Raw genomic sequence first — 21865 nt, forward strand, 5'->3', positions numbered from 1 at the left:
AAACGACTGATCGATCCCTCACCAGTATGGGAGAGCCGAACATGAACACCCCGGACCCGATCGTCATCGTCGGCGCCAAGCGCACGCCGATGGGCGCCTTCCAGGGCGCCCTGGGCGGGCTTGCCTGCCCGCAGCTGGGCGCAGCGGCGATTCGCGGCGCCCTCGAACAGGCCAGGCTGGCACCAGACAGCCTCGACGAGATGATCATGGGCTGCGTGCTCCCCGCCGGGCAGGGCCAGGCGCCGGCGCGCCAGGCGGCACTCGGCGCGGGCCTGGCCGAGTCGACGCCCTGCACCACCGTCAACAAGATGTGCGGCTCCGGCATGAAGGCGGTGATGCAGGCGTTCGATACCCTGTCGCTGGGTCACGCCGCCCACGCCATCGCCGGCGGCATGGAGAGCATGAGCAACGCCCCCTATCTGCTGCCCAAGGCGCGCGCCGGGCTGCGCATGGGGCATGCCCAGGTGCTCGACCACATGTTCCTCGACGGGCTCGAGGACGCCTACGAGCCGGGGCGGCTGATGGGCACCTATGCCGAAGATTGCGCCCAGGCCTTCGGCTTCAGCCGCGACGCCCAGGATGCCTACGCCATCGCCTCGCTGACCCGCGCCCGCCAGGCGATCGAAAGTGGCGTCTTCTCTGGGGAGATCATCGCCCTCGACGCCCCCGCCGGCCGCGACACCCGCCGGGTCGACCGGGACGAACAGCCGCACAAGGCCAATCTCGAGCGCATCCCCCAGCTCAAGTCCGCCTTTCGCGAGGGCGGCAGCGTCACCGCGGCCAACTCGAGTTCGATCTCCGACGGCGCCGCGGCGCTGGTACTGATGCGCCAGCGCGAGGCCGAACGCCAGGGGCTGACGCCGCTGGCGCGCCTGTACGGCCACGCCAGCCACGCCATGCGCCCGGGCGACTTCCCGGTGGCACCGATCCACGCCGTGCGCAAGCTGTACGAGCGGCTCGGCTGGTCGCGGGAGAGCGTCGATCTCTACGAGATCAACGAAGCCTTCGCGGTGGTGGCGATGGCGGCCATGCGCGAGCTCGACCTCGACCACGAGCGGGTCAACGTGCACGGCGGCGCCTGCGCCCTGGGCCACCCGATCGGCGCCTCCGGCGCGCGCATTCTGGTCACGCTGCTCAACGCGCTCACCCATCATGGGATGACCCGGGGCGTCGCGGCGATCTGTATCGGCGGCGGCGAGGCCACGGCGGTGGGGATCGAACGGCTCGCGTAGCCGCAGACGCGAGAGCCGGCATCCCTGCCGCACGACATCCACTCCAGGAGAGGTATGACGATGACCGGGCCAACCCGCGCCACCCCCAGTCACCAACCCAGCTACGTCAGCGGCACCAGCGACCAGCCACTGCTGGGGCTAACCATCGGCGACTGCCTCGATGCCGCCGCCGCGGCCTGCCCGGAGCGCGAGGCGCTGGTGAGCTGCCACCAGAATCTGCGCTACACCTACGCCGAGCTGCGCGACGAGGCCGACCGCATCGCCCGTGCCCTGCTGGCGATGGGGGTGGAGCGTGGCGACCGGGTCGGTATCTGGTCGCTCAACAGCGCGGAGTGGGCGCTCACCCAGCTGGCGACGGCCAAGATCGGCGCGATCCTGGTCAATATCAATCCCAGCTATCGCGCTCACGAACTCGAACACGCGCTCACCCAGTCCGGCCTATCCGCCTTGGTGTTGCAGGGCGCCTACCGGGTCGGCGGCATGATCAAGTCACACTATGTCGATATCCTCTGCGATATCGCGCCGGAACTGCGCGGCACCCCTGCCGACGAGCAGCGCCGGCTCGATTGCGCCAGCCTGCCCCAGCTCAGGCAGGTGGTGTGTCTCGATCCCGAGCTCGCCACCCCGGGCATGTGGCGCTGGGACGAGCTGGCTACCCTCGCCGACGGTGTCTCCACCGAACGACTGGCGGCGCTGCAGGCCTCGCTGCAGTTCGACGACCCGATCAATATCCAGTACACCTCAGGCACCACCGGCGCACCCAAGGGCGTGACGCTAACCCACCACAATATCCTCAACAACGGCTATTTCGTCGGCGACGGCATGGACCTGAAGCCCGGCGAGCGGGTGGTGATCCCGGTACCGCTCTACCACTGCTTCGGCATGGTGATGGGCAATCTGGCGTGCCTCTCTCACCAGGCCACGGCGATCTATCCTAACGACGGCTTCGACCCCGAGGCGACGCTGCGCGCGGTGGAGGCGGAACGCGCCCAGGCGCTCTATGGCGTACCTACCATGTTCATCGCAGAACTCGAGCATCCACGCTTCGACGAATTCGACCTCTCCAGCCTGCGCACCGGCATCATGGCCGGCTCCAACTGCCCGATCGAGGTGATGAAGCGGGTAATCGAGCGCATGCACATGGAGGAGGTCACCATCGCCTACGGCATGACCGAGACCAGCCCGGTGAGCCTGCAGACGCGCACCGACGCGCCGCTGGAGAAGCGCGTCGCCACCGTCGGCACCATTCACCCGCACCTGGAGGTGAAGATCATCGACCCAGCCAGCGGCCAGGTGCTCCCGCGCGGTACCAGCGGCGAACTCTGCACCCGAGGCTACAGCGTGATGCAGGGTTACTGGGACAACGACGACGCCACCCGCCAGGCGATCGACACCCACGGCTGGATGCACAGCGGCGATCTGGCGATGATGGACGGTGCGGGCTATGTGGCGATCACCGGGCGCATCAAGGACATGATCATCCGCGGCGGCGAGAACCTCTACCCGCGCGAGATCGAGGAGTTTCTCTACACCCATCCGGCGATCTCCGATGCCCAGGTGTTCGGCGTGCCGGACGCCCGCTACGGCGAGGCGGTGGCGGTGTGGGTGCGACTGGTGGAGGGCGCCGACCTCGACGAGGAGGCGATTCGGGACTACTGCCGTGACCGTATCGACCACCACAAGATCCCGCGCTATGTCCGGTTCGTCGACGAATTCCCGATGACCGTCAGCGGCAAGGTACAGAAATTCCGCATGCGCCAGGCCACCAGCAATGAACTGGGGCTGGAGTAACCGCTGGACACGGTCCAGGTTCGTACGAAAAGTCGTCTCGCACCGCGCCCCAGGCAACAGGCTCCTTCGGATTGCCATCCCATGACGATCGCCCTCGATGACGCTATACCTGTGCGTAGCCGCCATCGACGAAGACTTCGCCACCGGTCATGTAGCTACTGTCACTTGAAGCGAGAAACGCAGCTACCGCAGCCGTTTCGGCGGGATCCCCCATCCGTTCAAGTGGCGTTGCCTGCATCTGTCCGGTGAGGATGTCGTCACTCAGTAGCCCTTTCACCGTGTCCGTCTCCGTCAGACCGGGTGACAGCACGTTGACCCGAATACCGCTGCCTCGGAGATCCTGGGCCCAGCTCCTGGCGAGGTTGCGAACGGCCGCCTTGGAGGCGCTGTAGACACTCATTGCCGGCGTCCCCGTCACGCCTACCGTCGACCCCGTCAGAATGATCGAACTGCCGGCTGGCATCAGAGGCAGCGCCTTTTGCACCGTGAACAGCGTGCCCCTGACGTTGATATCGAACGTATGGTCGAAATGCTCGGGTGTGATCGCACCGAGAGCCACCAGCTCACCGACCCCAGCGTTCGCGAACAGGATATCGAGACTGCCCCTTTCGGATTTCACCGCCGAGAACAGGCGATCGAGATCTGCCGACTTCGTGACGTCGCCCCGGACGGCACGCGCATGGGAGCCGAGTTCGGCCACTGCTTCGTCGAGAGCTTGCTGTCTGCGCCCGAAGAGATAGACGAACGCCCCCTCCGCCGTGAAACGCTTCGCCGTGGCCAGGCCGATTCCCGATGCGCCGCCTGTGATCACGGCGGTCTTTCCCTGTAGCTTACCCATCCGTCTGCACTCCTGGTATTGAGATGGAGGCAGGTTAAGAATTAGCATTCTTTTCTACAAGTATGCACCTTTTGGTAAGTATCAAAATGAACGAGAAAACCTTGGCACCCTCCCCTTTCATCTGTGGTCTCGACGCCACGCTCCATGTCATGGGCGGCAAGTGGAAGCCGCTTATCCTCCACTTCCTGGCGGGTGGCTCACTGCGCTATGGCGAGCTAAAGCGCAGCATCCGAGGCATCAGTCACAAGATGTTGATTCAGCAGCTCAAGATGCTGGAGCGGGATGGCGTCGTGTCGCGGACGGATCACGGGGAGATTCCTCCCCGCGTGGATTACGCACTGACGCCGCTTGGCCACAGCTTGTGCGAAGCACTCAGGCCACTATGCAGCTGGGGAGACCGGCACACCGAGATGATCGCCACCATGCTGGAAAAGCGCGAAGCGTAGCCACCCGCTCGTTCGGCTCTACGTTGGCGGCGTCAGTGAGTCACCCCCGATTGACCACCGCCATGGTCAACCGCGACATGCACACCAGCCGGCCACGCTCGTCCTCGATGCGGATCTCCCAAAGCTGAGTGGTGCTGCCCAGGTGCAGCGGCCGGGCGCACCCCTCGACCCAGCCTTCACGCACCGCGCGCACATGGTTGGCGTTGATCTCCAGGCCCACCGCCATCTTGTTCGGGTCCGCGAGGCACAGGTTGGCGGCAATGCTGCCCAGCGTCTCCGCCAGCACCACCGAACCGCCGCCGTGGAGCAGCCCGTAGGGTTGGCGTGTTCGATCATCCACCGGCATGCGCCCGCGCAGGCAGTCATCACCCAGCTCGATGAACTCGATCCCGATATGCGCCACCAGCGTCTGCTGGCACTGGGTGGCGAGGGCTTCCAGGGAAGCGGGACGTTTCCAGATCGACATGGCAGGGATCTCCGGTGAAGACAGCGAAGGAGGCCGACGCCTCCCTCTTTAGGCTAGTTCTCGTATTAACACGTTGACGTTAACGTTAATCAATACCTATCGTCATCTCGTCCCATGTGGTCCCGAAGCGGGCAGGCGTGCTTATTCACACCCTTACCGGGACTTACCCACTACTTATCCACAGCAACCCTCGTTGTCAGCAACGCTCAACCATAACAACGCCCTTTCACAACAACGTCCATCCACAACAACCTCCATCCACAACAACAATGCTCTCGCTACCCGCCATGGTGCCGGAGCTCCGACCAAGGCCATCGACACATGAGCACACTGGCTATCGTTGTCTCGCTGATCCTGCTGATCGTCCTCGCCTATCGCGGCATCACCGTGCTGCTGCTGGCACCGCTGATGGCGTCGCTGGCGGTACTGCTGTCCGGGGAAGCCGGGCTGCTGCTGCCGATCTATACCAGCACCTTCATGAGTGCGCTCGGCGGTTATCTGATCAAGTTCTTCCCGCTGTTCATTCTCGGCGCGCTGTTTGGCCAGTTGATGGCCGACTCCGGTGCGGCGCATGCCATCGCGAACTGGATCATCAAGCGCCTCGGCACCCGCCACGTGGTGCTGACCGTGGTGCTGGCCTGCGCCATTCTCACCTACGGCGGCGTGTCGCTGTTCGTGGTGGCGTTCGCGGTCTTCCCCATCGGTGCGGCGCTGTTCCGCGAGACCGGCACGCCCAAGCGACTGATTCCCGGTGCCATCGCCCTGGGCTCGTTCACCTTCACCATGACCGCGCTCCCCGGCACGCCGGCAATCCAGAACGCGATCCCGATCCCGTTCTTCCAGACCACCAGCTTCGCAGCACCAGGGCTAGGCATCATCGCCGGCGCGATGATGCTAGGCCTCGGCACCTGGTGGCTGCAGTCCCGTGCCAGCAAGGCGATGCGCCAGGGCGAGGGCTACGGGCATCACCCCAACGAAAAGATCGATATCGCCGAAGTGCCCGTCATCGGCACCGTCGCTGCCTTCACCCCGCTGGTGATGGTGATCCTGCTCAACGGCCTGCTGACCTACTGGATTCTGCCGAGTCTCGATTTCTCGCAGCTGCCGGAAGAACGCTTCGGCGCCCTCGACCCCAATTCGATGCTCGGGCTGTGGGCGATCATCATCGCGCTGCTGATCTCCTGCGCCTGGCTGGTCGTCAGCCGCTGGCGCCACTGGGTGGATCTCAAGGAGACCATCAACAAGGGCTGCTTCGGCTCGATGCTGCCGGTGTTCAATACCGCCTCCGAGGTCGGCTACGGCGCGGTGATCGCCAGCCTCGCCGGCTTCGTCATCATCCGCGATGCGGTGCTGAGCCTGGCGCCGGGCAATCCGCTGATCTCCGAGGCGGTCTCGATGAACGTGCTGGCGGCGGTCACCGGCTCCTCCTCCGGCGGCATGAGCATCGCCCTCAGCGTGCTCGGCGACGACTATCTGCGCATGGCCAATGCGGTCGGTCTCAACCCCGAACTGCTGCACCGGGTCGCTACCATCGCCGCCGGCGGCATGGATACCCTGCCCCACTCCGGCGCGGTGATCACGCTGCTGGCGATCTGCGGCCTCACCCATCGCCAGGCCTACCCCAACATCGCCGCGGTCACCATCGTGGTGCCGATGATCACGCTGGTCGCGGTGATCACCCTGGGCACCCTGTTCGGGAGTTTCTGAGCCGATGAACGATGCCCACCCCAGCGCACTGCTGACAGCAGGGCTCGACTACGACCGCCTCCACGCCACCTTCGCGTGGGAGGTGCCGGCACGGTTCAACATCGCCAGCGTCTGCTGCGACCGCTGGGCGGAGGACCCGGAGCGCCTGGCGATGATCGAGATCGGCGACGACGGCAGCACCCGCGAGGTTACCTTCGCCGAGCTCCAGCGCGGCGCCAACCGACTCGCCAACAGCCTGGTCGCCCAGGGCATTCAGCCCGGCGACCGGGTCGGGGTGCTGCTGCCCCAGCGTCACGAGACCGCGCTGGCGCATCTGGCATGCTTCAAGCTGGGGGCAATCGCGGTGCCGCTGTTCAGCCTGTTCGGCCCCGAGGCGCTGCATCACCGGCTCGCCGACTGCGGCATGCGCGCCATCGTCAGCGACGCGCGCGGCCTGGCGACGCTCGACGAGATTCGCCACCAGCTACCGGCGCTGCAGGCGATCTACACCGTCGATGCCGTGCCCGAACCGGGGCGCGCCACCGCTGACGCGCTCGATTTCCACGCCGAGCTGGCCGCCGCCAGCGAGGTTTTCGTCACCCGCGACACTCATCCCGACGACCCGGCGCTGATCATCTACACCTCCGGCACCACCGGCAGCCCCAAGGGCGCGGTGCACGGCCACCGGGTGCTGCTGGGACACCTGCCAGGGGTGGAGATGTCCCATAACCTGCTGCCGCAGCCCGGTGACCGCCTGTGGACCCCGGCCGACTGGGCCTGGATCGGCGGCCTGCTCGACGTGCTGCTGCCGGCGCTCTACCACGCGGTGCCGATCGTCGCCCACCGCATGCTCAAGTTCTCGCCGGAGGCAGCGTTCGCGCTGATCGAGCGCCACCGCGTGCGCAACCTGTTCCTGCCGCCGACCGCGCTCAAGCTGATGCGCCGGGTCGAGCAGCCGCAACGCCGCTGGCAGCTCGACGTGCGCAGCGTCGCCAGCGGTGGCGAGTCGCTGGGCGAAGCGCTGCTGGCGTGGGGGCAGGAGACCTTCGGGCTCACCATCAACGAGTTCTACGGCCAGACCGAGTGCAACATGGTGCTCTCGGCCTGCGCGGCGCTCGGCGTGCACCGCCCGGGGGCGATCGGCAAGGCGGTGCCGGGGCACGAGCTGGCCATCGTCGACGCCGAGGGTGAACGGCTCGCCGACGGCGAGACCGGGTATATCGCGGTGCGCGCGCCGGACCCGGTGATGTTTCTGCACTACTGGCAGAAGCCGGAGGCGACCGCGGCCAAGTTCGTCGGCGAGTGGCTGCTGACCGGCGACATGGGCCGGCGCGATGCCGAGGGCTACTTCACCTTCCTCAGCCGCGACGACGACGTCATCACCAGCGCCGGCTATCGCATCGGCCCTGCCCCCATCGAGAACTGCCTGCTGGGCCATCCGGCGGTGCGCATGGCCGCCGTGGTGGGCAAGCCCGATGAGCTGCGCACCGAGATCGTCGCCGCCTACGTGGTGCTCGCCGAAGGCTGGGACGCTTCCCCGGCGCTGGTGGAGACGCTGCAGCAGCACGTGCGCTCGCGCCTGGCGGCCCACGAATACCCGCGCGAGATCCACTTCGTCGAAGCGTTCCCGATGACCGCCACCGGCAAGATCGTGCGCAAAGCGCTGAGAACCCTCGAGCAGGACGACACCCCGTGAGCCAGCCTCACCCCTGGGAGCAGACGCATGAACTTTGTCGGTAACGCCTTTGACGAGATCGCCGTAGATGACACCTTCGGCCAGACCCTGACCATCACCGAGGCGCATATCGTCCAGGCCTGTGGTCTGTTCGGCGACTTCAACCCGCTGCACAGCAACGACGCCTTCGCCCAGCAGACACGCTTCGGCCAGCGCATCCTGCACGGGCCGATGACCTCGGCCTACATGACCGCTTCCATCGGCATGTATTTCTATGCCACCGCGGTGGCCTACCTGGCGCACGACTGCCGGTTTCTGGCCCCGGTCCTCGCCGGTGACACCCTGACCACCGAGTGGCGCATCGCCGAGCTGATCGCCAAACCTCACCATCAGGGCGGCATTGCGGTGCTGGCGGGGCACTGCCGCAACCAGCGCGACGAGATCGTCGCCGAGGCCGACGGCAAGATCCTGCTGCTGAATCGGGCGGCGGTGCCGGAGGAGGCTCGACGATCCTAGATCTTTCTCGAAGAGCCTAGACCATGGTCGAGGGGCTCTAGCCGCATCTGATTATTGACGTTAACGTCAACGTATAAAGCGGAGAACACCTGCGAGGCCATTCGCCCGCGCCCCGGCGTTCTCGTCCATCGACAGCGGAGGATCATCCGATGCACGCCCCCTACACCGAACTCGATTTCGGCCTCGACGACGAGCTGAACATGCTGCGCGAGCAGGTCAACGCCTTCGCCCGCGACGAGATCGCCCCGCGCGCGGCCCAGATCGACCACGACAACGTCTTCCCCGCGGACCTGTGGCAGAAGTTCGGCGACATGGGCCTGCTCGGCATCACCGTCAGCGAAGAAGACGGCGGCAGCGGCATGGGCTACCTGGCCCACTGCATCGCCATGGAGGAGATCTCCCGAGCCAGCGCCTCGGTGGGGCTCTCCTACGGCGCCCACGCCAATCTCTGCGTCAACCAGATCAAGCTCAACGCCACCGCCGAGCAGAAGGCCAAGTACCTGCCCAAGCTGATCAGCGGCGAGCATGTCGGGGCGCTGGCGATGTCCGAGCCCGGTGCCGGGTCGGATGTAGTCTCGATGAGTCTGCGCGCCGACAGACACGGCGATCACTACGTACTCAACGGCAACAAGATGTGGATCACCAACGGCCCCGACGCCGACGTGTTGGTGGTCTACGCCAAGACCGACCCGGAGGCCGGCGCCAAGGGCATTACCGCCTTTCTGATCGAGAAGGGGTTCGCCGGTTTCTCCACCGCGCAGAAGCTCGACAAGCTGGGCATGCGCGGCTCCAACACCTGCGAGCTGGTGTTCGAGGATTGCCAGGTGCCGGCGGAGAACGTGCTGGGCGAGGAGAACCGCGGCGTGCGCGTACTGATGAGCGGGCTCGACTACGAGCGCACGGTGCTCGCCGCCGGCCCGATCGGCATCATGCAGGCGTGTCTGGACGTGGTGGTGCCCTACGTCCATGAGCGCAAGCAGTTCGGGCAGGCGATCGGCGAGTTCCAGCTGATCCAGGGCAAACTTGCCGACATGTACACCACGCTCAATGCCTGCCGCGCCTATCTCTACGCCGTGGCCGGCGCCTGCGACCGCGGCCGGGTCAGCCGCAAGGACGCTGCCGGGGTGATCCTCTACTGCGCCGAGAAGGCGACCCAGATGGCGTTGGATGCCATCCAGCTGCTCGGCGGCAACGGCTATATCAACGAGTACCCCACCGGGCGGCTGCTGCGCGACGCCAAGCTCTACGAGATCGGCGCCGGCACCAGCGAGATTCGGCGGATGTTGATCGGGCGCGAGCTGTTCGCGGAATCGGCATAAATCAGCATCGAGCTTCGGGCTTCGAGCCTCGAACTGCTCGTAGCTCGTAGCTCGTAGCTCGTAAGAGGATTTCCATGGCCATACTAAGTAGCCAGATCAACCCCCGCGCCGAGGCCTTCCAGGCCAATGCCCAGGCGCTGCGGGCGGAGGTCGACAAACTCCACGCGCTGAGCGCCGAGATCGCCCGGGGCGGCGGCGACAAGGCGCGCGCCCGGCACGAGTCCCGCGGCAAGCTGTTCGTGCGCGAGCGTATCGACCAGCTGCTCGACGAGGGAGCGGCCTTTCTCGAGATCGGCGCGCTGGCGGCCCACGAGGTCTACGACACTCCGGTGCCCGCCGCCGGGGTGGTCGCCGGCATCGGCCGGGTCAGCGGCGTGGAGTGCGTGATCGTCGCCAACGACGCCACGGTCAAGGGCGGCACCTACTTCCCGCTGACGGTGAAGAAGCACCTGCGCGCCCAGGAGATCGCCCGCAAGCACCGCCTTCCCTGCCTCTACCTGGTCGACTCCGGCGGCGCCTACCTGCCGGAGCAGGACGAGGTCTTCCCCGACCACGACGACTTCGGCCGCATCTTCTACAACCAGGCCACGCTCTCCGCCGCGGGCATCCCGCAGATCGCGGTGGTAATGGGCTCGTGCACCGCCGGCGGCGCCTACGTGCCGGCGATGGCCGATGAATCGATCATCGTGCGCAATCAGGGCACCATCTTTCTCGGCGGCCCGCCGCTGGTGAAGGCCGCCACCGGCGAGACCATCAGCGCCGAGGATCTCGGTGGCGCGGACGTGCACGCAAAGATCAGCGGCGTGGTCGACCACTACGCCGAGAACGACGCCCATGCGCTGCAGCTCGCCCGCCGCGCGGTCTCCCGGCTCAACTGGCACAAGCGCGGCGAACTGGCGCTGCGCGAATCCCGCCCGCCGAGGCTCGACCCTTCGGAGCTCTACGGTATCGTCGGCACCGACCTGCGCAAGCCGTATGACGTGCGCGAGGTGATCGGGCGGCTGGTGGACGACTCCGACTTCGACGAGTTCAAGCGCTATTACGGCGATACCCTGGTCACCGGCTTCGCCCACTGGTGCGGCCACCCGGTGGGTATCGTCGCCAACAACGGGGTGCTGTTCTCGGAGTCCGCGCAGAAGGGCGCGCACTTCATCGAACTCTGCGCCCAGCGCCAGATCCCGCTGATCTTTCTGCAGAACATCACCGGCTTCATGGTCGGCTCCAAGTACGAGCAGGAGGGCATCGCCAAGCACGGCGCCAAACTCGTCACCGCCGTGGCCTGCGCCAAGGTGCCCAAGTTCACCGTGCTGATCGGCGGCAGCTTCGGCGCCGGCAACTACGGCATGTGCGGCCGCGCCTATGACCCCAACCTGCTGTTCATGTGGCCCAACGCGCGCATCTCGGTGATGGGCGGCGAACAGGCCGCCAACGTGCTGGCGCAGGTGAAACGAGAACAGATGGAGCGCGACGGCAGCGACTGGCCGGAAGACGAGGAAGCCGCCTTCAAGGCGCCGATCCGCGAACAGTACGAGCGCCAGGGGCACCCGTACTACGCCAGCGCCCGGCTGTGGGACGACGGCGTGATCGACCCGCTGCAGACCCGCGATGTGATCGGCCTGGCGCTCTCCGCCGCAATGAACGCAGAGATCGAAGAGACGCGTTTCGGCGTCTTCAGGATGTAATCCTAAAGGGGCTGCGCTCGCTCATGCTTTGTTAAAAATCGGCTCAAAGTACTCATTTACACGCTCGTAAACTCCGTCTTTTCGCCGATTTTTGCCTCGCCTGAGCATCGCTCGCCACCTTTAGCGGATAGAGGGAAACGGCTAAATGAGCACCCATCACTGCCAACTGGACATCGACTCTCGCGGCGTCGCGCGGCTGACGCTGGACCGCCCCGCGGTGCACAACGCCTTCGACGACGCCTTGATCGACGCACTCAACGCCCATCTCGAACAGCTCCACGCCCTGGCTGCGAGCGGCGAGGTGCGGGTGGTGGTGCTCGGCTCCCACGGCAAGCACTTCTCGGCAGGGGCGGATCTCGCCTGGATGAAGCGCATGGTCGACTACAGCGTCGACGACAACCTGGCTGACTCGCGCCAGCTCTCGCGCCTGATGCACGGGCTCGACACCCTGCCCTGCCCCACGCTCTGCCGGGTGCAGGGTGCGGCCTATGGCGGCGCGGTGGGGCTGGCCGCCTGCTGCGATCTGGTCATCGCATCAATGGCGGCGCGCTTCTGCCTCTCCGAGGTCAAGATCGGCCTCTCGCCGGCGGTGGTCGGGCCTTACGTGCAGCGCGCCATCGGCGCCCGCCAGATGCGCCGCTACGCGCTGACCGCCGAGGTGATCGACGCCGTCACCGCCCGCGAACTGGGGCTGGTGCACCAGGTGGTGGCTGGCGACGCGCTGGATGAAGAGATCGACCGCCAGATCGACACCCTGCTCGCTGCCTCCCCACAGGCCCAGCGCGCCACCAAGGCGCTGCTCGCGCAGATCGCCCGCGAACCGGAGAGCGACGCCACCCGCGAGGCCGCGTGCCGCACCATCAGCGAGCTGCGGGTCAGCGCCGAAGGCCAGGAGGGGCTGGCCGCTTTCTTCGACAAACGCCCGCCCGCCTGGCTCGCAGCCAGCGGCGGCGACAAGGAGCCGCGCTCATGAGTCTCGCCACTGCGCCCCGTCCGCTGCGCGCCGTGCTGATCGCCAACCGCGGCGAGATCGCCTGCCGGGTGATCCGCACCGCGCGGCGCCTCGGCCTGCGCACCATCGCGGTCTATTCGGATGCCGACGCCCGCGCCCGCCACGTGCGCGAGGCCGACGAAGCGATCCGCCTCGGCCCGGCGGCGGCCGGCGAAAGCTATCTCGCCATCGACAAGGTCATCGCCGCCGCCCAGCGCAGCGGTGCCGACGCCATCCACCCGGGCTACGGCTTTCTCTCCGAGAACGCCGAATTCGTCGCCGCCTGCGACGCCGCCGATATCATCTTCATCGGCCCGCCGGCCAGCGCCATCGCCGCCATGGGCGACAAGGCCGCGGCCAAGGCGCGCATGGCCCAAGCCGGCGTGCCACTGGTGCCCGGCTATCACGGCGAAGCGCAGGATGATGCCCTGCTGCGGGAAGAGGCCGGCAAGATCGGCTACCCGGTGCTGCTCAAGGCCAGCGCCGGTGGCGGCGGCAAGGGTATGCGGGTGGTCGAGTCCGAGCGCGAGTTCCAGGCGGCGCTCGATGGCTGCCGCCGCGAATCCCGCGCCGCCTTCGGCGATGAGCGCATGCTGATCGAGAAGTATCTGACCCAGCCACGCCATGTCGAAGTGCAGGTGTTCTGTGACAGCCTCGGGGGCGGCGTCTACCTGTTCGAGCGCGACTGCAGCGTGCAGCGGCGCCACCAGAAGGTGCTCGAAGAGGCCCCTGCGCCCCACCTGCCCGAGGCGCTGCGTCGCGAGATGGGCGAGGCCGCGGTGCGCGCCGCCCAGGAGATCGGCTATGGCGGCGCCGGCACGGTGGAGTTCCTGCTGGATGCCGCCGCCGAAACCGCTCAGGGGAGCGGCTCGCCGTTCTTCTTCATGGAGATGAACACCCGGCTGCAGGTCGAGCACCCGGTCACCGAGATGATCAGCGGCGAGGATCTGGTCGAGTGGCAGCTACGGGTCGCCGCCGGCCTGGCGCTGCCCAAGGCGCAGAACGAACTGACGCTCACCGGCCACGCCATCGAAGCACGGCTCTACGCCGAAGACCCGGACAACGACTTCCTCCCCGCTACCGGCGAGCTGCTGCGCTTTGCGCTGCCGCTGGAGGGCCGGGACGGCCGCATCCGCCTAGATAGCGGCGTCGAGGCCGGCGACACGGTGACCATGCACTACGACCCGATGCTGGCCAAGCTGATCGTCCACGGCGAGGATCGCGGCCAGGCCCTGGCCGAAATGGCCCGCGCCCTGGCCGCGCTGGATATCAGCGGCGTGACCACCAATCGCCGCTTCCTGCAGCGGCTGGTGACCCACCCGGACTTCATCGCCGCCAGGCTGGATACCCGCTTCATCGAGCACCATCACGACGACCTGTTCGCCGCGCCCCACGCCACCGATGCCGATATCGCCCGCGCGGCCCTGGTTGCCATAGATCGGCTCGCCATGAATCAGCTTACGAGGGATCAGCTCGCCGGGGACCACATCGACGGAGCGCCGCGCACCCACGACCCCTGGCAACGTCGCGACGGCTGGCGGCTCAACGCACCGCGCCGGCTACGTCTCGCCTTCCAGGAGACCGACGGCAGTGGCGCATACGAGGTGATCGCCACCCAGGCGCTGACTCAGGATCTGGCACAGGAGCCAGCACAGGCGACCTGGCAGCTTCAGGTGCAGCGCGGCGGCGAGGAGACCAGCCGGCTCGCCGGGCAGTGCCAGCGCCTCGACAACGACACCCTGGCGCTCACCCTGGATGGCCATCGCCAGCGCCTCTTCGCCCGGCTCGACCCGGCCAGCGAAGGCGACGCCATCGTGCTCACCGCCGCAGGTCAAGAGTCGCGCCTGATCTGGCGCCGCGCCGACCGCGCCGACCATCTGCCGCAAGAGGCCGAAGCCAAGCTGACCGCGCCGATGCACGGCACCGTGGTGGCGCTGCTGGTCGAACCCGGACAGACAGTGGAGAAAGGCACGCCGCTGGTGGTGGTAGAAGCGATGAAGATGGAGCACACCCTGAGCGCCCCCGCCGACGGTGCGGTGGAAGCCTTCCATGTCGCGGTGGGCGACGCCGTGGCGCAGGGGGATGAGCTGCTCGCGTTCACCAATGCCGAGGCGATGACCGACGCCGGCGCTGATACGCGTGGAGACAACTGACATGGCAATGCCGAAACAGGTCAGTATCGTCGAAGTCGGCCCGCGCGACGGCCTGCAGAACGAAGCCGAGCCCATCGCCACCGCCGCCAAGCTGGAACTGATCGAGCGGCTCGGCGCGGCGGGGCTCAAGCGGATCGAAGCGGCGAGTTTCGTCTCGCCCAAATGGGTGCCGCAGATGGCGGATCACCGCGAGGTAATGACCGGCATTCGCCGCCGGCCGGGTGTGGTCTACTCCGCGCTAACGCCCAATCTCAAAGGGCTGGAAGCCGCGCTCGAATGCGGAGTCGAGGAGGTCGCCGTCTTCGCGGCGGCGAGCGAAGCGTTCTCCCACAAGAACATCAACTGCTCGATTGCCGAATCCCTGGACCGCTTCGAACCAGTGGTCGAACGCGCCCGGGAAGCCGGCGTGCGCGTGCGCGGCTATGTCTCCTGCGTGCTCGGCTGCCCCTACGAAGGCGAGGTCGCCCCCCAGCGGGTCGCCGAGGTCTCCCGGGCGCTTTATGAGATGGGCTGCTATGAAATCTCGCTGGGCGACACCATCGGCGTCGGCACCCCGCTCAAGGCCAAGCGCCTGCTCGATGCCGTGGGCCGCGATATCCCCAGGGACAAGCTCGCCGCCCACTTCCACGATACCTACGGCCAGGCACTGGCCAATCTCTACGCCGTGCTCGAAGAGGGCATCAGCGTGATCGACAGCGCCGTCGCCGGGCTCGGCGGCTGCCCCTACGCCAAGGGCGCCACCGGCAACGTCGCCACGGAAGACGTGATCTACCTGCTCAACGGCCTCGGCATCGACAGCGGCGTGAATCTGGATAAGTTGGCAGAGACAGGGGTGTGGATAACACAGACGATCGGCAAGCCGAATCGGTCGAGGGTGGGGGTAGCGCTGGCGGCGCGCTAATCATGCGTGGATCAACCGCTCTGGGCTGCACGATCTAGCTGAGACTCAAACGCTAGAGACAACTCGACGTAGGTGCGTGCCGCCTCTTTCGTCGGTTCCAGATCGCGAGCCACCTCGCGACGCAGACGCCGAAGCTCGTGATACAGCGTGACCTGCGGCTGATCGATTAGCCCTGCCCTTACGAGCAGTTCCGGCAGCCGAGTTGCTGATACCTCGCCCGGGCCCCGCTCACCGCTTTCCTGTGACGATAGCGATGCGCGGGCCGCGCGCTCCAGTCGAGTCCACACCTCCAGTATCGCCGTACGGGGATGGCGCTCGGCCAGCTCGGTGAGAAATGTCTCCTCTTCACCAGCACGCACACCGACGACGTCATCCCTACCTGGCGATAGCGAGCGCAACTGCTCAAGGTCGTGCTCGAACTCAGCCTCGATAGGCCCGGCCCGCAGCTTCTTGATGAAGGATCCAAACTGCAGAATCTGGTCGCGGAAGAGAAGCGCGAGAATGAGGGCGAACACCGGCCAAGCCAGCGACCGGACGAGGCTCGAAATGAATGTCAGCCAATCCATCGTCAGTACTCGGTTGATCCCACGTGCATGGTCGTGACTGCGCGAGCTGGCAGCCAGAGTTTCAGGTTGGTGCAGGGATCGAAAAATTGCGAGCCCTCATCAGTTGAAGCCGACAGATGAAAGCGCATGCAGCGATGCGTAAAGGTAGCCGCATGGGTCTATGGCTCAGGCATCGTTGGCCATGTCTCGACGGAAGACGTGAGCTACCTGCTAAATGGCTTGGGCATCGACAGCGACGTGGACTTGGATAAGTCGGCAGAAATAGGGGTGTGGATAACCCAGAACATCTGGCAAGCCGAATCGGTCAAAGGTGGGCTTGGCGCTGGCGGCTAAGTAATCGGACGCCCGGCTCACGCGCCGGTTTGGAGCCGCGAAGCGGCGGAAAATCGGTCGCTATGCAGCCGATTGTTAGCGCAGTCGTTCATTACTAAACCCTACCTCTCGAAGTAATAGCCTGCCAAGCGAGGTAATTTTGTAGCCCTTGGTTTTTAGCTTCACCCCTCGACTCGACGTATCCATATCAATGTCCTTTTCTAGCAAACCGAGGGATGCAAGATGCTCCTTATAGCTATTCTGTAGTGTAGACTTATCGAGTTCTGGCTGAGCTGATCCAAGGTGTGCCGCAACTGGATTGAGTATGTGATCATGCTTCTCCCGAAACTCTGCATCACCGCTCATAACGGGATTTAAATAGAATCTCAACCAAATAATTTCAATATCATTAAGTTCACCGAGAATACGAAGTAAATGCTTGGACTCATAGTGTTCTATATCATCTAAAGAGATACTATTCGAAACAAGCGATGATATGTAATCTCGTCTTTCATCAGTTAGCGATCTCGCAGCTTGTCTCAAGCTTTCCTCAACCAAATCTGTAAAATTCTCATCAGACATATTTTGTTTAACAACGTCCTGCTCTATTTTCGACAACCTGCTTTCGAGAGCTTCCGCATATTTTACGACTCTATCTATTCGCTGATTTGGTATTACATTTCCGGCAATTTCTGCAAGTAATGACCCAGCAAAAGGAACAATACCAAGTGCAGACTTTGCAGCAGAAGCGACATAATCGGCACGAGAGTTCTGTAAAGCGATTCCTTCTTTACTAAAGTTCTCAGATTGATCCATATCGTTTCTCTCCTTCACGCTAACGTCTGTAGCTGCGGCAAATTAGGAGCACAGCGAGTAATTTGTCCTACAGCCTACATTTGTTAAGTGCTGCTAGGTGCCGAATGTCCATATGATACTGCAAGCTTTCGCTGACTACTTGATAGGGCAGGCCAGATCATATGAACCCGATCCAGAGGCATCTGTGCCAAATCCCTCTTATATTTATCTTTTTTCAAGCTTACCTTAAAAAATGAGGGGCTGTGATCAATTTTTTTGCTGTTCAAACGCCAAAATACAACAAATGCAAACTTCGGGGTCAGGTATTTGTTTTTTAGGTAAAAATCTAGCGCATTGGAGAGTATGTCGTTGTCTTCTGATGCGGCAAGCTTTCTGAGTGCCTGAATACAAGACTCAAGCCTCATCTTCTTTTTAAGCTCTTCAAGCTTTTTAGCTGAACCTTTTGCATCTAGCAAAGCGCCATTATCAAAGACCTGAACCTGGAACTTCAAAATGCAGCTTGATCCAACCCACAAACGTTGGTTGGTATTTCTATTTTTTATCTCAAAGTGGTACCTAAGCTGTTCCTGACCACATAGCTCGCAGTCCTCTTCCGCTAGTTCGTGATCCTCCATATTCTCCGTGAAATACCATTCTTTAAATGCTTCAGGAAGCGTTCCTGCCAACGATAGAGGTAATATGTTGTCTGCAACACGTTGAGGATATGTGCTCATATTTTCCTCCGACTGGACACGTAACGCCCGGCTATGCGGCGCGAGCTTGCGAGCGTCCGGCAGCCGAAGGCTGCGAACATGAGCCGCTTGTTATGGCTTTCTGGTCTCATTTTGGCGACCTCCCCCCTGTAACCCCCAGGAGCACCGGATCACAAGGAGCACATTAGCACATTGAGCACAGTGAGCACGACGCTCGCCACTTAACCCGTTGATTTATCTAGGTAACTTGCTTGATTTCGGCATTGCATTCTACAACTCGCATGTTGAGTTGTATCATATGTTTCACGCTAAAAAATATTTATAGCGCCATTCCACAAATGCAGCTTTATTCGTAACCATATAAGTCGTTGTTTTGAAAGAATTTTAACGGATAATGGTAATTGTTGATGCCCGACCTGAGGAAATTACAATGAATGCGAAGCAACGAAACACCAGAGCAACCAAAATGAAGAAGAAGTGGGTAGACCTTCGGACCCAATTTTGGCCTGACCTCGAAATTGAGGACCTATGGAATCGTAAAGAGCATGATGGTTTTACGACTCTGCCCAGAACCATGCCATACCAATTGCAAATTATGGATGATTTAGCCGACAAGGGTAAGCCTGTGTCAAGTGTGTACCTCGGCTTGTGGTGCCGTGTGTTTGACGAGTCCATGCTTGAAATCAAGAGCATGGAACAAATGGCGTTCGAAAGTGGATTCAGCGGCCAGAGAGCAACTACCACTTGGAAACAGCGGATGAAAAAACTCGAAGAGTTGGGGTTCATCTCAACCCGACCCGGTGCTAGTGGGGAATTTAGTTTTATTCTCATTTACAACCCACACAAGATAATTATGAAGCACTACAAAGATGGTCATATCCAAGAAGGGAAATTCAATGCTCTTTACGCCCGAGCGCAAGAAGTTGGTGCCGCAGACCTCCTAACCGAGAGCGAATAAGCCATGAAATATTTATTTTTCCAAGCTCACAAGCTATTGGAAACGGTTAGTCTTGTTGATACGACGAAGCTATTAGCCATTAGCGTGGTACTTTTTGCAATGACTGGACTAATTATCTCGATAAAATTTTAGCGACTTGGTGGATTTGGTGTGCGATAACGCCCGCAGCACGCGCGGCTTTGTAGTGAAGGCGAAGCCGCAACGAAAAAGCCGTCGCTGTGCCTGCGATTATTATGTTTAGACTTCCTGAGCATAGACTATAACTCGCTCCCTAGACGCATCTTCCAAGAAATGGCTGTAAAGAGCGGTTAACTCAGAATATGTCATTTCCCGAGATCCAATCTTTCCCTTGTTAAATAAAAACTCAAAAATCTCACTAGAAAGCGATATTTCCTTTATTTTGTCGTATTCAAGCTTCCTTCCGCCGCGATCACCGTGAGTTGCGCACTCGTCGATTTTGCAAATTGGAAGATGCTCTCCGGTTGAGAGAAATTTTTGGTCAGCCTTTTGCAACTTATCCGTCGGTCTGATAAAAGCAGAGCAGCAAGGGAATCTGTATCCATGATCTTCCTTGGCAGCTTCACATATGCTTTTCTCGCACAAGAAATTTCTCATTTTATCAATCTGACCCAGCATGCGCTCATCAGACAAATATAGTTTCCTATCTTTCCAAATTTTATACTGTACCGCTACGACAGAGACCGTTTCATTTCTAGGGTAATGTCGTTCATAAATTAGATCCGCACCAATTATATGTTCCACCCTATCAGGGTGAAGAACTCTTAGCCTTAGTACTCTACCGTTTGGCAGCTCAAAATCTCTGTGTCCATGACCACTGGCGATGCTAGGTATAACCCTTGAGACATTATAGGCATCTCTAAAGATTAGCTGGTTCTCGCTATGATCTTCTGGATCAAGTTCTTTTTTGGACTTGTAAAACTGCGCAAGCTTCCTCTTCAACTGATCAACTTTTTGATTGTTTTTTTGACCCTCAGCTATCGATAAAAGACCTTCGTACTCAATTATATCTGAAGAAACTAAATCAAAAGCTAGGACTTTCTTTCCATCCCTGATGGAGCATAACTCAGCTTTCTGTCTGTACTCTTTCGTCGTATCACTTTCTCGCTCTCTTTTGAGCAAGCTGACCTCATCTCCAAGCAATTCAGGATAAACTTCTCCGCCGAGCTGCAAGGCATTGTCATAAGTTGATTTCACCATATCGCCTCCAGAGGCGATTTTGGTTAATCCTCTGAAAGCATTTAAGGAAATCCACTCTGCGTTTAGCCTATCAATATCTTCCGTTGCCATTTGATCTCTCAGAGCTGAAGAACATAACAGGTATTAGATGGCGCGCTCGTTTTGCCACTTGAACAAACTCGCGCGTTCAACAACCTTATGTAGCCTGGACTTTCGCATCTAACTCATTGATTTTTAATAACATTCAGAATAATCAGGCATGCTTTTCAGAATTCGCATGCCTACGCGTTTTGCTCGGTCCGATATGGCTGTACACAGATACAGGCATGTGGCGCTGGATCGTCTGGTTGGCTATTGGCGACGGCAGCCACGCTACCGCCAGCCAAGGAGGATGAAGATGATCCCCCCATCCCAGCGCGGCTTTCCCTTATAAGCTTGTGACTCTGTAAGCCATCTCTCGTGCTGTTCTACGCACAGTAACCAAGCATTACATTATAAACAACGCCACGAAAGCATTAATCAACCGTGGCTTAAGAGGCCGGCGTTGTTGCGTCAGAAGCCGAAGATCATTCAGGAAGTAGGAGGGTCACTGGCCGCTTGCCGTCACGTGAATGGCCAGATTGAAGCGCTAGCCCGCCGGAGCTCAGTACGTCGGGTTTCCATTCTTGGTTTCATCTGGAATTCTTTGAATGGAATCCCAGTGTTCTACGATCTTGCCGTTGTCGTCGAAACGGAAAAAATCCATCGTGACGTACTCATCGCCGTCGGGCCAGGTCTGGTGCGTGTGTAGAGATACCAGATCGGCTTCGGCCACCGCGCGCACGAACTCGATTTCTTTCCCGGGATACTGCTCAGCCATTGCCGTGAAGTAGTCGATGAACGCTTGCTTTCCATTACCCACTACCGGGTTGTGCTGGATGTAATCGGCGCCGACGTACGTCTCGACGGAAAGGGTAGGGTTGCCGAGATAAGCCGTGCGATAGAAGGCGATCGCATTGCGCTTGTTGGCTTCCAGGTCATGTTGCATGCCGTTGCTCCGTGCAGATTGACTACCATCGAAGAAGCCGCAGAGCAGAACCGTGTGTACCAACTAGCGCTCAGTGACCCTTTTCCGCCGCCTTCAACTCTCCCAATGCACCTTTGCACCGTTCTTCGACCTGATCCAGCTCGCGCTGCATGATGCGGATGTCTTCGAGCTGGCGTTCGAGATTGGCGCGTTTGTCGGCGAGGATCTCGAGCAGGCGCTCGAGTTGGCGGATGCTGCCGTCGTGGCGGGTGTCGTAGAGGTCGAGCACTTCGCGAATCTCGATCAACGAGAAACCGAGACGCTTGCCGCGCAGGGCGAGCTTGAGGCGAACGCGGTCCTTCTCGTGGTAGACGCGGGTCTTGCCGCGCCGCTCGGGGGAGAGCAGGCCCTCCTGCTCGTAGAAGCGGATGGTGCGGGTGGTCACATCGAAGTGTTGCGCGAGTTCGCCAATGGCGTAGGTCTGGCCGGACACAACGTTATTCTCTTTTCTGATTTTCCCTACCCTAGCGCCGTTTAACCTTTACGTGAAGATCAACTTTAAGCGGAGTATCCCCCACGCATTGGCACCGCGGACAGGCGTTCACTGACCATGCGTGATGGG

Annotated in this window: 20 protein-coding genes; 12 read left to right on the plus strand and 8 right to left on the minus strand. The window is 61.8% G+C overall.

Features of this window, described 5'->3' with window-relative positions:
* Positions 1-41: 41 nt before the first annotated feature.
* Both DOM56_RS02495 and DOM56_RS02500 read left to right on the plus strand, forming a co-directional pair.
* Entirely contained in the window at positions 42-1232 is a 1191-nt protein-coding gene (locus tag DOM56_RS02495; RefSeq protein ID WP_110707328.1) for an acetyl-CoA C-acyltransferase, read from the plus strand.
* Between the two features lie 60 nt (positions 1233-1292).
* On the plus strand, positions 1293-3023 hold the full coding sequence (locus DOM56_RS02500; RefSeq protein WP_110707585.1) for an AMP-binding protein: 1731 nt from the start codon (positions 1293-1295) through the stop codon (positions 3021-3023).
* Positions 3024-3126: 103 nt separating this feature from the next.
* Here DOM56_RS02500 and DOM56_RS02505 read toward each other — a convergent pair whose 3' ends face one another.
* A complete protein-coding gene (locus DOM56_RS02505; RefSeq protein WP_110707329.1) occupies positions 3127-3861 on the minus strand; it encodes an SDR family oxidoreductase in 735 nt (244 codons plus the stop codon).
* 101 nt (positions 3862-3962) lie between these two features.
* Here DOM56_RS02505 and DOM56_RS02510 point away from each other — a divergent pair, with 101 nt between their 5' ends.
* Positions 3963-4307, plus strand: coding sequence for a helix-turn-helix domain-containing protein (locus DOM56_RS02510; protein WP_232822141.1), 345 nt, complete (start codon positions 3963-3965; stop codon positions 4305-4307).
* A gap of 40 nt (positions 4308-4347) precedes the next feature.
* Here the strand turns inward: DOM56_RS02510 and DOM56_RS02515 are convergent, their stop codons facing one another.
* Positions 4348-4773, minus strand: coding sequence for a hotdog fold thioesterase (locus DOM56_RS02515; protein WP_110707330.1), 426 nt, complete (start codon positions 4771-4773; stop codon positions 4348-4350).
* Between the two features lie 321 nt (positions 4774-5094).
* Here DOM56_RS02515 and DOM56_RS02520 point away from each other — a divergent pair, with 321 nt between their 5' ends.
* The 8 genes from DOM56_RS02520 to DOM56_RS02555 all read left to right on the plus strand — a co-directional run bounded on the left by DOM56_RS02520 (position 5095) and on the right by DOM56_RS02555 (position 15696).
* The gene (locus tag DOM56_RS02520) at positions 5095-6480 is read left to right on the plus strand and encodes a GntP family permease (protein WP_110707331.1); all 1386 of its coding nucleotides are present in this window, start codon (positions 5095-5097) and stop codon (positions 6478-6480) included.
* Between the two features lie 4 nt (positions 6481-6484).
* Entirely contained in the window at positions 6485-8155 is a 1671-nt protein-coding gene (locus DOM56_RS02525) for an acyl-CoA synthetase (protein WP_110707332.1), read from the plus strand.
* 27 nt (positions 8156-8182) lie between these two features.
* Entirely contained in the window at positions 8183-8650 is a 468-nt protein-coding gene (locus tag DOM56_RS02530; RefSeq protein ID WP_110707333.1) for a MaoC/PaaZ C-terminal domain-containing protein, read from the plus strand.
* 149 nt (positions 8651-8799) lie between these two features.
* Positions 8800-9969 (plus strand): isovaleryl-CoA dehydrogenase, encoded by a 1170-nt coding sequence (locus DOM56_RS02535; RefSeq protein WP_110707334.1) that lies wholly within the window; start codon positions 8800-8802, stop codon positions 9967-9969.
* A gap of 74 nt (positions 9970-10043) precedes the next feature.
* Positions 10044-11651: a carboxyl transferase domain-containing protein gene (locus DOM56_RS02540; RefSeq protein WP_110707335.1), complete on the plus strand. Its 1608-nt coding sequence runs from the start codon at positions 10044-10046 to the stop codon at positions 11649-11651.
* Positions 11652-11796: 145 nt separating this feature from the next.
* On the plus strand, positions 11797-12624 hold the full coding sequence (locus tag DOM56_RS02545) for an enoyl-CoA hydratase-related protein (RefSeq protein ID WP_110707336.1): 828 nt from the start codon (positions 11797-11799) through the stop codon (positions 12622-12624).
* Positions 12621-14795, plus strand: a complete 2175-nt coding sequence (locus DOM56_RS02550; RefSeq protein WP_110707337.1) for a biotin carboxylase N-terminal domain-containing protein — start codon at positions 12621-12623, stop codon at positions 14793-14795. The genes DOM56_RS02545 and DOM56_RS02550 overlap by 4 nt, the downstream gene beginning before the upstream one ends.
* Before the next feature lies 1 nt (position 14796).
* Complete coding sequence (locus tag DOM56_RS02555) at positions 14797-15696, plus strand: hydroxymethylglutaryl-CoA lyase (RefSeq protein WP_110707338.1); 900 nt, start codon at positions 14797-14799, stop codon at positions 15694-15696.
* 11 nt (positions 15697-15707) lie between these two features.
* Here the strand turns inward: DOM56_RS02555 and DOM56_RS02560 are convergent, their stop codons facing one another.
* From DOM56_RS02560 to DOM56_RS02575, 3 genes are all read right to left on the minus strand, one after another.
* Positions 15708-16262, minus strand: a complete 555-nt coding sequence (locus DOM56_RS02560) for a hypothetical protein (protein ID WP_110707339.1) — start codon at positions 16260-16262, stop codon at positions 15708-15710.
* A gap of 408 nt (positions 16263-16670) precedes the next feature.
* Entirely contained in the window at positions 16671-17390 is a 720-nt protein-coding gene (locus DOM56_RS02570; RefSeq protein WP_110707340.1) for a hypothetical protein, read from the minus strand.
* Between the two features lie 83 nt (positions 17391-17473).
* The gene (locus DOM56_RS02575; protein ID WP_110707341.1) at positions 17474-18103 is read right to left on the minus strand and encodes a hypothetical protein; all 630 of its coding nucleotides are present in this window, start codon (positions 18101-18103) and stop codon (positions 17474-17476) included.
* Between the two features lie 409 nt (positions 18104-18512).
* On the opposite strand from DOM56_RS02575, the gene DOM56_RS02580 reads away from it, so the two are divergent.
* Positions 18513-19040, plus strand: a complete 528-nt coding sequence (locus DOM56_RS02580; protein WP_110707342.1) for a hypothetical protein — start codon at positions 18513-18515, stop codon at positions 19038-19040.
* Positions 19041-19277: 237 nt separating this feature from the next.
* On the opposite strand, the gene DOM56_RS02585 is transcribed toward DOM56_RS02580, so the two are convergent.
* The 3 genes from DOM56_RS02585 to DOM56_RS02595 form a co-directional block, all read right to left on the minus strand.
* Positions 19278-20348: a hypothetical protein gene (locus DOM56_RS02585; RefSeq protein WP_110707343.1), complete on the minus strand. Its 1071-nt coding sequence runs from the start codon at positions 20346-20348 to the stop codon at positions 19278-19280.
* 532 nt (positions 20349-20880) lie between these two features.
* The gene (locus DOM56_RS02590) at positions 20881-21264 is read right to left on the minus strand and encodes a nuclear transport factor 2 family protein (protein WP_110707344.1); all 384 of its coding nucleotides are present in this window, start codon (positions 21262-21264) and stop codon (positions 20881-20883) included.
* 70 nt (positions 21265-21334) lie between these two features.
* Complete coding sequence (locus DOM56_RS02595) at positions 21335-21736, minus strand: MerR family DNA-binding transcriptional regulator (RefSeq protein ID WP_110707345.1); 402 nt, start codon at positions 21734-21736, stop codon at positions 21335-21337.
* Between the last annotated feature and the right edge of the window lie 129 nt (positions 21737-21865).

Origin of the sequence: Salinicola sp. CR57, from assembly GCF_003206585.1 — a bacterium.
Lineage (GTDB): Bacteria > Pseudomonadota > Gammaproteobacteria > Pseudomonadales > Halomonadaceae > Salinicola > Salinicola lusitanus.

Coding starts and splice junctions, on each gene's coding strand:
- DOM56_RS02545 (WP_110707336.1), top strand. CDS start 11,797: ATGAGCACCCATCACTGCCAACTGGACATCGACTCTCGCGGCGTCGCG.
- DOM56_RS02575 (WP_110707341.1), bottom strand. CDS start 18,103: ATGAGCACATATCCTCAACGTGTTGCAGACAACATATTACCTCTATCG.
- DOM56_RS02555 (WP_110707338.1), top strand. CDS start 14,797: ATGGCAATGCCGAAACAGGTCAGTATCGTCGAAGTCGGCCCGCGCGAC.
- DOM56_RS02540 (WP_110707335.1), top strand. CDS start 10,044: ATGGCCATACTAAGTAGCCAGATCAACCCCCGCGCCGAGGCCTTCCAG.
- DOM56_RS02520 (WP_110707331.1), top strand. CDS start 5,095: ATGAGCACACTGGCTATCGTTGTCTCGCTGATCCTGCTGATCGTCCTC.
- DOM56_RS02560 (WP_110707339.1), bottom strand. CDS start 16,262: ATGGATTGGCTGACATTCATTTCGAGCCTCGTCCGGTCGCTGGCTTGG.
- DOM56_RS02495 (WP_110707328.1), top strand. CDS start 42: ATGAACACCCCGGACCCGATCGTCATCGTCGGCGCCAAGCGCACGCCG.
- DOM56_RS02585 (WP_110707343.1), bottom strand. CDS start 20,348: ATGGCAACGGAAGATATTGATAGGCTAAACGCAGAGTGGATTTCCTTA.
- DOM56_RS02515 (WP_110707330.1), bottom strand. CDS start 4,773: ATGTCGATCTGGAAACGTCCCGCTTCCCTGGAAGCCCTCGCCACCCAG.
- DOM56_RS02525 (WP_110707332.1), top strand. CDS start 6,485: ATGAACGATGCCCACCCCAGCGCACTGCTGACAGCAGGGCTCGACTAC.
- DOM56_RS02590 (WP_110707344.1), bottom strand. CDS start 21,264: ATGCAACATGACCTGGAAGCCAACAAGCGCAATGCGATCGCCTTCTAT.
- DOM56_RS02580 (WP_110707342.1), top strand. CDS start 18,513: ATGAATGCGAAGCAACGAAACACCAGAGCAACCAAAATGAAGAAGAAG.
- DOM56_RS02530 (WP_110707333.1), top strand. CDS start 8,183: ATGAACTTTGTCGGTAACGCCTTTGACGAGATCGCCGTAGATGACACC.
- DOM56_RS02550 (WP_110707337.1), top strand. CDS start 12,621: ATGAGTCTCGCCACTGCGCCCCGTCCGCTGCGCGCCGTGCTGATCGCC.
- DOM56_RS02500 (WP_110707585.1), top strand. CDS start 1,293: ATGACCGGGCCAACCCGCGCCACCCCCAGTCACCAACCCAGCTACGTC.
- DOM56_RS02570 (WP_110707340.1), bottom strand. CDS start 17,390: ATGGATCAATCTGAGAACTTTAGTAAAGAAGGAATCGCTTTACAGAAC.
- DOM56_RS02505 (WP_110707329.1), bottom strand. CDS start 3,861: ATGGGTAAGCTACAGGGAAAGACCGCCGTGATCACAGGCGGCGCATCG.
- DOM56_RS02535 (WP_110707334.1), top strand. CDS start 8,800: ATGCACGCCCCCTACACCGAACTCGATTTCGGCCTCGACGACGAGCTG.